Source organism: Synechococcus sp. R55.8 (genome assembly GCF_047461895.1).
Taxonomy (GTDB): domain Bacteria; phylum Cyanobacteriota; class Cyanobacteriia; order Thermostichales; family Thermostichaceae; genus Thermostichus.
In genome coordinates this window covers 32007-41998 of the sequence record NZ_JANSIB010000003.1, presented here as the reverse complement: position 1 = coordinate 41998, position 9992 = coordinate 32007, and the positions used below count along the sequence as shown (strand labels likewise).

The window sequence follows — 9992 nt, the reverse complement described above, 5'->3', positions numbered from 1 at the left end:
GGAAAAAAGCGCTCACGCTGGGAGATAGAAGCATTTTGACATACTCCCCACGCCAATCGCGCCGGCGGAGCACAGCTCTCGGGCAAGGCTCTGGTCACGAGTTTCACGAAGCACTTCGGGAAAGGAGCTCCTGCACCACATTCTTGTCCCCTAGCTGCCCAGCCTGTGCCACAAACTATTGCCCATCGACCACACGGTACGGATAGCCTCATCCGGCACCTTGCAGAGGAGCGGGATCCCTTTGGCTCTGAAAACCCGACAAGCAGGGATCAGTAGGTTTCTTCGTGCCACCTGTCTGCTTTCTTCAGTTCCTTCTGGAACTTGCTCCAATCCTGACCGGCTTGTTCCGCCAAAGGCCCCATGACGTTGTTGATCCCGTCCTCCATCCCCTTGAGGCCGCAGATGTAGGTGTAGGTGTTGGGCTGTTGCAGCATCTCCCACAGCTCGGCGCCGTACTCGGCCATGCGGTTTTGCACGTACATTTTCTTGCCATCGGGGGTCTGTTGCTCGCGGCTGATGGCGTAATCGACGCGGAAGCGATCCCCGTACTGGGCTTTCCAAGCCTCCAGATCCCCGTGGTAAAGCAAGGTGGAGGTGGTGGGCACCCCAAAGAACAGCCAGATCTTGCCCTGATAGTTGGGATCCTCCTCAAACAGGTGCTTGATGAAAGCGCGAAAAGGAGCAATGCCGGTGCCGGTGGCGATCAAAATCAGGTTGGCGTTCTCATCTTCGGGCAGTAGGAAGGTTTTCCCCGATGGCCCCGTAATCATCACCTCATCGCCCGCCTTCAAATCGGTGAGGAAGCCGGAGCAGACCCCCACCCCCGGCTGGCCTGTCTCTCTATCGACATATTCGGCCCGCTTCACGCTCAAAGAGACGGTGCGCCCCTCGCCATCATCGCCAAAGCGGGTGGAAGCAATCGAGTAGAGGCGGGGCTTGTGGGGCTTGCCCTTGGCATCTTCGCCAGGAGGGATAATGCCAACGCTTTGCCCTTCTAGGTAGCGGTAGTTGGGATCCGGCAAGCTGAGCACAATGTGCTTGGTCAGTCCGGGTGCCCCTTCGCCGACAATGGAGTAGGTCTCCACGCAGTGGCCGATCAACGGTGCGTTGGGACGATACAGATTGACGACAACCTCTCGCTTTTCTGCGCTGGCAACCATACCTGCGATCTGCTCCTGGCTCTGGGAGGAAATGAGTTTACATATAGCAAAATAGCAAACACCACAGCAGCCCGGCTGCTCAAATGGAACTTGTCAGAGGAGAAGCAGACGACCTTCGCCAGCCCCCCAGGCCGTCCTGAGAGCGGCAACCCCGGAAAAATAATCCCGGCCAAGCTCATCGGCCAAAAATATGGATTTTTTGTTAAATTGTTGCTTAGGGTGCCCACCTCTCTGGCCTGCCAGCGGCTTGTGATGTAACGGCTTTATTTGGTATCATGCAAGACCGTAACAGTTGGTAACTTTCTAGAGCCTTTTTCTCAGTTTTGCCCTGCCCGTCCCCAAGGAGTTCCCATGGCAAGCAGTCCTGATCGTGTTGTGATGATTGGTGTCGCCGGAGATTCTGGCTGTGGCAAGTCCACCTTTTTACGCCGGCTGGGGGATCTATTTGGCCGGGATCTGATTACCACCATCTGTCTGGATGACTATCACTCCTTGGATCGCTACCAGCGCAAAGAGAAGGGCATCACGGCGCTGGATCCCCGCGCCAACAACTTCGACCTGATGTACGAGCAGGCCAAGGCGCTCAAGAACGGCCAAAGCGTGATGAAGCCCATCTACAACCACGAGACGGGGATGATTGACCCGCCGGAGCTGGTGGAGCCCAACCGCATCATCGTCCTAGAGGGGCTGCATCCCATGTATGACGAGCGGGTGCGCCAGCTGCTGGACTTCAAGGTGTACTTGGATCTGGCGCCGGAGATCAAGATTGCTTGGAAAGTGAAGCGGGACATGGCGGAGCGGGGCCACACCTACGAAGATGTGTTGCGCTCAATCGAGGCTCGCCGCCCGGACTTTGAAGCCTATGTCGATGTGCAGAAGCAGTACGCCGATGCCGTCATTGAGGTTTTGCCCACCCAGTTGTTGCCGGAGCTGGATCCAGAGCACAAAGTACTGCGGGTGCGGCTGATCCAGCGGGAAGGGGTGAAGTACTTCGACCATGTTTATCTCTTTGACGAAGGCTCCACCATTGATTGGATCCCCTGCGGCAAAAAGCTGACCTGTTCCTACCCGGGGATCCGCCTCCACTATGGCCCTTCCACCTACTTCGAGCACCCGGTTTCGATTCTGGAGATCGACGGCACCTTCGACAAGCTGGAAGAGGTCATCTACATCGAGAACCACCTGAGCAACTTGTCCACCCGCTACTATGGCGAGCTGACGGAACTGTTGCGCAAGCACCCGGAATACCCGGGATCCCGCAATGGCTCTGGTCTGATTCAGGTCATCGTGGGCCTGAAGCTGCGCGCCCTTTACGAGCAAATTCGGGCAGAAGCCAAAGAGCTGGCGGTGGCTTCCTAGTGTTTGCCCCGCTTAGGGGATCCCTTCGGTAAAGTGTTGGTGCAGGTCGGCTGACCCAGCATAGGTCGGCAGTAGGGCTTCGGTGTATGCAGGGATTCCAGTTGGAGATCTTTCCAGAGGGATCCGTCCTGATCCAACGGGCCATCGAGATTTGGCAAGCTCGGTCAGCCGCTGCCATTCGCGAGCGGGGACGCTTTACGGTGGTCTTGGCCGGGGGAAGCACCCCCAAGAAGCTGTATGCTGCCCTGGCCCAAACCCCAGGGATCCCTTGGCAACAAACCTGGCTGTTCTGGGGGGATGAGCGCTATGTTCCCCCGGATCACCCTGAAAGCAACTACCGCATGGTACGAGAAACCTTGCTGGAGCAGATCGGGATCCCGGCGGCTCAAGTTTTCCCTATGCCCACCCAAGCGGGGGATCCCCTTCGCGATGCTGCCGAATACGAGGCGACCCTGCGGCAGATTTTCGGTGCAGAGTGCCCTTCTCTCGACCTGGTATGGCTGGGAGTGGGGGAAGACGGCCACACAGCTTCTCTATTTCCCGACACCGCCGCTCTGCAGGTGCAGCACCGCTGGGTGACGGTGGGGCAAAAAGGGCAGGAGCCGCGTCTAACCTTGACCTATCCCGTCCTCAATCAGGCAGCCCAGGTGGTGTTCCTGGTAACCGGAGCGAACAAAGCCCCCATCGTGAAAGAGGCGCTGACCACCGAGGCCCACCTACCCTGCCAGCGCGTAAACCCCAGAGGACGGCTGCTGTGGTTGCTGGATGCGGCGGCAGCGGCTCAACTGCCCCTGCCCTGTGTCCCGCTGCTCAGCTAAACAACAGGCGGGCTAACTGCCGATGGGATAGGATCCCCAGGCCCACCGCCCCCAAAATCATCCCAGCCCATTCCAGTGGCCACAGGTTTGATAGCCCCAGCGGCCAACGCACCAGGTTTCATGGGTCGAGAACCGGCGGGGCAGGGATCCCTCAGGGGTTGCCGGGCAAATTCTTCAGTACTGGAATCACCAGCTCTTGGACGGGCAGCGCTACGGGCTGGGCGGAGTCACTGCTCAGGGAGCTGGATGGCGTAGAAGGGGAAGAGCTGGGGATCTCGCCCATGGGCCGCAGTTGCCAGCGGATGATCTGCTCGCCGCGGTAAAAGGTAACCAACAACTGATCCCCTTGCGATTGGATTTGCCAGGTGCCATCACCGCTGGTTACCGAAATATGGCCGCCGGAAAAGGGTGCATCCAAAGCCGGCCCCGATTGGCTCCAGATACGCCCGCCACCCGTTTCCAAGATCAATTGCACCGTCGCCCCCTGCCCCTGGCCGCTCAAAATTTGGCCGGTTCCGCTCCAAACTCGGGTTTCCGTCTGAGCCACGGCGGGTTGCCCAAGCTGCAGAACCATGAGCAACAGCCCTGCCCAGCTCCAGTGATTTCGCAGCCTCCCTCTTCCATCAGGGAAGAAGGAAGAAGAGCGAGAGAAACAAGCCATTGCACTCACGTTGATACCACGCGCCGCGATAGGACTGAAACAGACGAAGAAGAAGGCGAAAAGGTGTCGCAGGAAGCAATCCCTTACACAGTTTTTTTCACAGCTCGCTGAAAGCCTTTGGGATCCCTCTGCGCTCTCTTGGCTCTGGGTTAAGCCTGCTGCTGGAATCCGCCCTCGGCTTGATCCCAATCTAGCAATCTCCATCCCCCCAGACAGGATGTAACCTGAGACTCTGGCTGCGGGGATCCCCAGCAACCGTTTCGTCAATGCGCAGAGTCAAGACCCAGAGTGCCTCCGCCGCAATCGTAAGCCTCACTACTTGAGAGAAAGGAAACGCTCCAGAGCTGCCACCATTGCCGGTGGCCAACGGCGGACGGTTTTCACCCATTCCAGGTCGGCGTAGCGGGGATCCAGCCCTTGCACAGCCACCCAGTGACTTTCAGCCTCTCCCTGGCGACCCTGCGCCCAAAGAATGGCGCTGAGAGCAGCCCGCATATCTGGAAACTTCGGGTACTTGCGCACCAGAGCCCGCATCAAGCGCAGAGCAGCTTCTGTTTCGCCCACCTGGTAGAGGCTCAGAGCATAGTTGGCCTGAGCGAAGGCGTAGTCGGGAGCCAGTTCTGTAGCGCGGCGGTAGTCAGCCAAGGCCTGTTGCCATTGGCCCAGCCCTGCTTCCGCATTGCCACGGTTGTTGTAGGCCGCCGCATCGTTGGGATCCAACTGCAACACCCGCTCATAATCGGCAATTGCTTCCTGCCACCGCCCCAGCCCCTCCAGAGCAGTTCCTCGATTTAGATAGGGATCCGGTGCCTCAGGGGCCAAACGAATGGCCTCAGCGTAATCCTCCAGAGCTGCCTGCAGTTGGTGCTGGCTGACACGGGCATTGCCCCGGTTGCTCCACAGGGCTGGATTATCAGGCTGGATCTGCAACAGTTGAGTCCACAGGGCTTCCGCCCGGGCAAAATCTCCCCTCCGAGTTGCAGCAAAGGCTTCCTCAAACAGTCGATCGATCTGGCGATCCACCTTGTGGCTCGCCGCCGTTGCCACAACACCCAATCCAGGCCAGACAGGGATCCCTAGCCAAAACAGCAGCCCCAGCAGCAGCGCAGGGAGTAGGTTGGGTACACTGACGGACTTCATGGCTGCAAAAACCACCTTGGATGGGGTGTCCCCACCTGAAGCCATCGCCGCAGGGGGTCTGATGGTTAGCGCGCCCTGGAGGACTCGAACCCCCGACATCCGGTTTTGGAGACCGACGTTCTACCAACTGAACTAAGGACGCATTGGCCAAAGGTTACACCCGCTTACCCAGTGTAGCAGGTACACCTAATTTTCAGAGGAGCTGTTCCTCAACTATCTGGGCTCTCTGCCTTAGCCTTGATGCGAGTGGCTTTGCCCACCCGATCCCGCAAATAGAACAGCTTGGCCCGGCGCACTTTACCCCGCCGCAGCACCTGAATCGACTCGATGCGCGGGGAGTGAATGAGGAAAACCCGCTCCACACCGATCCCTTGGAAAACCTTGCGCACCGTAATGGTGCGGTTGATACCGGAGTGGCGCATGGCAATGACCGTGCCCTCAAAGGCTTGTACCCGCTCCTTGCCCCCCTCTTGGATGCGAACTCCCACCCGTACCTGATCCCCAACCCGAATCTCCGGCAGATCCGGCTTCATCTGGGCAGCTTCAATGGAGCGGATGATCTCCTCAGCGTTGATGCGAACGTTCATGGCCTTCCCGCGCTACCGGCAGTTAACCATCGTAGCAATCGTCGCTGTTTTTTGTACAGAGCTGGCCGACATAGAGCTCAAGAGGTGGGAGACTGTGTTTACGCTTCCCCCATTTTTCCAATAGGCTAGACAAAGATAAAGCTTTTGTTACAAACGGGAGACTTTTGTGATCCTGCACACCGATGAGCCCAAGACGGGATCCCTGTCTACTCCCAAGCTTGCAGAGCAGCCTCTGCCGCAAAGCAAACCCCGCCGCCAGAGATTTCCCTTCGGCTGGATGCTCCTGGGCTTGCTGTTGGCCGGCCTAGGGGGCAGCGGTCTCCTGATCCAGCGTCAGCTGCAGCAGCAGAGGGCAGAACGGCTGGAAAGATTGACGGTACCGGTTCAAGTGGTGGATCTGACCCAACGCCTGCGGGTGAGCGGCCAGGTGCAGCCGCTCCGCCAGGTGAATGTCAGCCCTCGCGAGTCGGGTCGCCTGGCGGAACTGTTGGTGGATCAGGGAGATGAAGTGGTGGCAGGGCAGTTATTGGCCCGGATGGACTACGGCGATCTCGCCAGTGGCATTCGGCAAGCCCAAGCCCGCATTCAAGAGCTGCAAGCCCGTCTAGCGGAGCAACAGGCCGGAGAGCGCCCCCAGGTGATCGCGGCGGCCCAGGCCAGGGTGGATGCTGCCCGGTCGCAGGTGGACTTGGCTCAGAGGGAGTTAGAGCGCATCCAGGCCCTGGTGCAGGCGGGGGTGGTAGCCCGCAGCGAGCTGGATCAACGCTCGGCCCGCCTGGAACAAGCGCAAGCGGATTTGCGAGCTGCTCAACAGGAGTTGGAGCGATTGCAACTGGGGAGCCGCCCGGAAACCCTACAGCAAATTCAAGCCCAAATTGCCCAGGCACAAGCCGAGCTGGCCCAACGGCAATCCCGGTTGGCTGACACCGAAGTCCGCGCCCCCTTTTCCGGTGTGGTGGTGCAGCGCTTTGCCGAGGTGGGATCCTTTGTAGCTCCCACAACAGCAGCTTCCGATGCCACCGCAGCTTCTTCCAGTTCCATTTTGGCGCTGGCTCAGGGAATTGAGGTGCGGGCAGAAGTGCCAGAAGCCCAAATTGCCCAGGTGCGGGTGGGCCAGCCGGTGGAGATCCGCTCCCTGGCTTACCCCGACCGCGTAGTGCAGGGGCGGGTGAAGCGGATTGCACCCGCTACGGTGGTGGTGCGAGAGGTAACCGTCTTTCGGGTCTTCGTTGAACCGGAGCCTGGGGCCGACTTTTTGCGCACCGGCATGACTGTTTCGGTGGATTTCATTGGGGATCCCCAGCCTCAGGCTCTGACGGTGCCCTCAGTGGCTATCCTCCGGGAGGAAAGCCAGGAAGGCGTGCTCCTGCTGGATCCCCAAAGCCGGCAACCTGTCTATCGCCGCGTGGAAACGGGCATCACTCAGGGTGGAGTTACCCAAATCCTCTCTGGTCTGCAGGCAGGGGATCGGGTCTTTACTGCCCTGCCTCCTGGGGTGAACCTAGAGACCTTGATTCAAAGAGCGGAGCAACAGCCATGAGCCTGGCAACGGCGGCCAAAATGGCCTGGCAAATGGTGCGACGACATCGCCTGCGCACCGGGCTGAGCATGCTCGGGATCCTCATCGGCAATGCGGCGGTGGTGGCCATTGCCGGATTTGGCTATGCTGCCCAAGAGATGGCGGTGGATCAATTTCGCTCTCTGGGCACCAACTTGCTGATCGTCTTTTCGGCCAACTTGGGCCTGGTCGATGCCGGCAACATCCGCCCCCTCACTTTGGAGGATGTGCGAGCCATTGCTGCGGAAGTGCCTGCCGTGTCAGCAGCCGTCCCCAGCCTGGGCACCAATGTGCGCGCTGTGCGAGGTGGAGTGGATCGCCGCTACGAGGCCACCGGCACTTGGCCGGAGTATTTGTCGGTGTTGAACTTAGAGATCGAGGCAGGCCGCTTTCTCTTGCCCTCGGATATCGAGGAACAGCGCCCGGTGGTGGTGCTGGGCAGCGATGCCGCCAGCCAGTTGTTCGGCCTGGACCCTGCCGCTGCTATTGGGGAGACCGTCCTACTGAACAATTTGCCTTTCGAGGTGATCGGCACTTTGCGCTCGAAGCCGACGGTGTTTGGCAACAGCGATGCCGGAGTGTTTCTGCCGGTGGATGTGGTGGCCAATCAGTTGGTCGGGCGACGCTCCCCCTACGGCACAGAGCTGACGGCGATTTTCGTCTCGGCCCGCTCTGTGGATGATCTGCCCGCTGCCGAGTTCCAAATCCGCAACCTGCTGCGCCAGCGGCACCAATTGGTGGGAGAAGATGACTTCATCATCCGCAACCAAAAGGTGCTCCTGGATGGGTCGGCCAGGATTTTGAGCCTGCTGCGGGTGCTGCTGACGGGCACGGCGGCCCTCTCCTTGCTGGTGGGAGGGGTGGGGATCATGAATGTGATGCTTATCTCGGTTGCGGAACGCACCCATGAAATCGGGCTGCGCAAGGCGATTGGGGCGGATAGCCGGCAGATTTTGCAGCAGTTTGCCGCCGAAGCGATTTTCATTGCCGTGACCGGGGGGGTGCTCGGGATCCTTCTCAGCAGTGGCCTGCTGGTGGCGGTGCAGGTATTCACCCCCTTGGCCACCCAAGTCGATGGGGTGGCAGTGGGAGTGGCGTTCTCCCTTTCCACTGGGATTGGGCTGGTCTTCGGCATTTTCCCGGCCCGCAAAGCGGCGCAACTGGATCCCATTGAGGCCCTGCGGGCTTAGAGCTCGTATCCAAACAGGCGGGGATCCGCCGGCTGCCCATCGAGATCCGCCAGGCCATATTCTGCCCAGCGGCGATCCACCAAGCGGGCCACCTCCGGATCTGGAGCAAGGGGCTCCCGCCAGGGAGCATCGGTTTCCGGGGGAATTTTGGTGGTGGCATCAATGCCCATCTTGCCCCCCAGACCCCGTTTTTCGGTGGCAAAGTCCAAGGTGTCAAAGGGGTTGTCCGCCAGAATAAACACATCCCGCTGCGGATCCACCCGCGAACACAGACACCAGAGCACCTGCCGTGGATCCCGCACATTGATATCCTTGTCCACCACGATCACAAACTTGGTGTAGCTAAATTGGGGCAGGGCGCTCCAAAAAGCCAAAGCCGCCCGCCGCGCCTGGCCAGGGTAGGCCTTGTCGATGGAGAGGATGGCTGCTTTGTAGCCCAGCGCCTCCATCGGCAAAAAGAAATCTACAATCTCCGGCACCTGCTGCCTGAGGATGGGGGTGTAGATGCGGTTCAGGGCCAGCGCCATCATGTCGTTTTCTTTGGGGGGCTTGCCGCTGAAGGTGGTGAGATAGATGGGATCCCGGCGGTGGGTCAAGCAGTGGAAGCGAATCAGAGGGGCCTGCTCGTTGCGGGGGCCATAGTAGCCGATGTGATCCCCGGCAGGCCCGTCGGGGGCCACTTCCCCAGGGGTGATGGTGCCCTCCAAAACGATCTCAGCATGGGCCGGCACCTGCAGATCCACCGTTTTGCACTGGGCCAGGTGCAACCCTTCTCCGGCGTAGAGACCGGCAAACAGCCACTCCGACAGATCCACCGGCAGGGGTGTGGCCGCCGCCAGAATCACCACCGGATCCACCCCCACCGCCACCGCCACCTCCAACTTTTGGCCCAGGGCCGCCGCTTTGCGCAGATGCCGAGTCGCCCCCCGCACCGACAGCCATTGCACCGTCATGGTGGTGCGGCTTTGCAACTGCAGGCGGTACACCCCCACGTTGGGGATCCCGTTTTCCGGGTCTTTGGTGACCATCAGGCCCAAGGTCAGCACCCGTCCGGCATCGCCGGGGTAGACCCGCAACAGGGGCAATTGGGTGAGATCCACTTCCTCTCCCCGCCGCACCACCTGCTGACAGGGAGGGATCAGATCCCGGCTGGGTCTCGCTTTGAAGACGCTAAGCAGCGCCTGTCCCAACTCCACCGCCTGGGCAAAGCTCCGCGGTGGCCGCGGCTGGTAAAGCAGGGCCAGCTTTTTCCCCAGTTCCTCCAGATCCTGAGGCTGCTCCATTCCCAAAGCCCAGCAAATGCGCTCCACCGTGCCCAGGGTGTTGATGAGCAGCGGCATTGAGGATCCCTTCACCCGCTCAAACAGCAGCGCCGGCCCCCCGCAGGCCAAGAGGCGATCGGCAATCTCGGCAATTTCCAGATCCGGATCCACTTCTGCCGAAATGCGGCGGAGCTGACCACGGGATTCCAGCAGAGCAATAAAACGGCGTAGATCTCTGGGCATGAAAGGGAACCTAA

General features: G+C 60.0%; 9 protein-coding genes and 1 tRNA gene. 4 read left to right on the top strand and 6 right to left on the bottom strand.

The window, feature by feature from the left end; all coding sequences use genetic code 11:
• Nucleotides 1-269 precede the first annotated feature (269 nt).
• Nucleotides 270-1160: a ferredoxin--NADP(+) reductase gene (locus NW829_RS00655; RefSeq protein ID WP_011434421.1), complete on the bottom strand. Its 891-nt coding sequence runs from the start codon at nt 1158-1160 to the stop codon at nt 270-272.
• A 351-nt stretch (nt 1161-1511) separates the two neighbouring features.
• Here NW829_RS00655 and NW829_RS00650 point away from each other — a divergent pair, with 351 nt between their 5' ends.
• Together NW829_RS00650 and pgl are read left to right on the top strand one after the other, a co-directional pair.
• A complete protein-coding gene (locus tag NW829_RS00650) occupies nt 1512-2519 on the top strand; it encodes a phosphoribulokinase (RefSeq protein WP_414416217.1) in 1008 nt (335 codons plus the stop codon).
• A gap of 86 nt (nt 2520-2605) precedes the next feature.
• Nucleotides 2606-3337: a 6-phosphogluconolactonase gene (gene pgl, locus NW829_RS00645; protein WP_414416216.1), complete on the top strand. Its 732-nt coding sequence runs from the start codon at nt 2606-2608 to the stop codon at nt 3335-3337.
• Nucleotides 3338-3488: 151 nt separating this feature from the next.
• Here pgl and NW829_RS00640 read toward each other — a convergent pair whose 3' ends face one another.
• From NW829_RS00640 to rplS, 4 genes are all read right to left on the bottom strand, one after another.
• On the bottom strand, nt 3489-3911 hold the full coding sequence (locus NW829_RS00640; RefSeq protein ID WP_414416215.1) for a hypothetical protein: 423 nt from the start codon (nt 3909-3911) through the stop codon (nt 3489-3491).
• Between the two features lie 402 nt (nt 3912-4313).
• A complete protein-coding gene (locus NW829_RS00635) occupies nt 4314-5138 on the bottom strand; it encodes a tetratricopeptide repeat protein (protein ID WP_414416214.1) in 825 nt (274 codons plus the stop codon).
• A gap of 69 nt (nt 5139-5207) precedes the next feature.
• Nucleotides 5208-5280, bottom strand: a tRNA-Trp gene (locus tag NW829_RS00630).
• Nucleotides 5281-5347: 67 nt separating this feature from the next.
• Entirely contained in the window at nt 5348-5713 is a 366-nt protein-coding gene (gene rplS / locus NW829_RS00625) for a 50S ribosomal protein L19 (RefSeq protein WP_041437725.1), read from the bottom strand.
• A 178-nt stretch (nt 5714-5891) separates the two neighbouring features.
• Between rplS and NW829_RS00620 the strand changes: the two genes are divergently transcribed.
• Together NW829_RS00620 and NW829_RS00615 are read left to right on the top strand one after the other, a co-directional pair.
• Complete coding sequence (locus NW829_RS00620; RefSeq protein ID WP_414416213.1) at nt 5892-7265, top strand: efflux RND transporter periplasmic adaptor subunit; 1374 nt, start codon at nt 5892-5894, stop codon at nt 7263-7265.
• Nucleotides 7262-8473, top strand: a complete 1212-nt coding sequence (locus NW829_RS00615; protein ID WP_414416212.1) for an ABC transporter permease — start codon at nt 7262-7264, stop codon at nt 8471-8473. Before NW829_RS00620 ends, NW829_RS00615 begins: the two co-directional genes overlap by 4 nt.
• Here the strand turns inward: NW829_RS00615 and NW829_RS00610 are convergent.
• Nucleotides 8470-9978: a UbiD family decarboxylase gene (locus NW829_RS00610; protein ID WP_414416211.1), complete on the bottom strand. Its 1509-nt coding sequence runs from the start codon at nt 9976-9978 to the stop codon at nt 8470-8472. The two genes, NW829_RS00615 and NW829_RS00610, sit on opposite strands and share 4 nt — an antisense overlap.
• Nucleotides 9979-9992 lie beyond the last annotated feature (14 nt).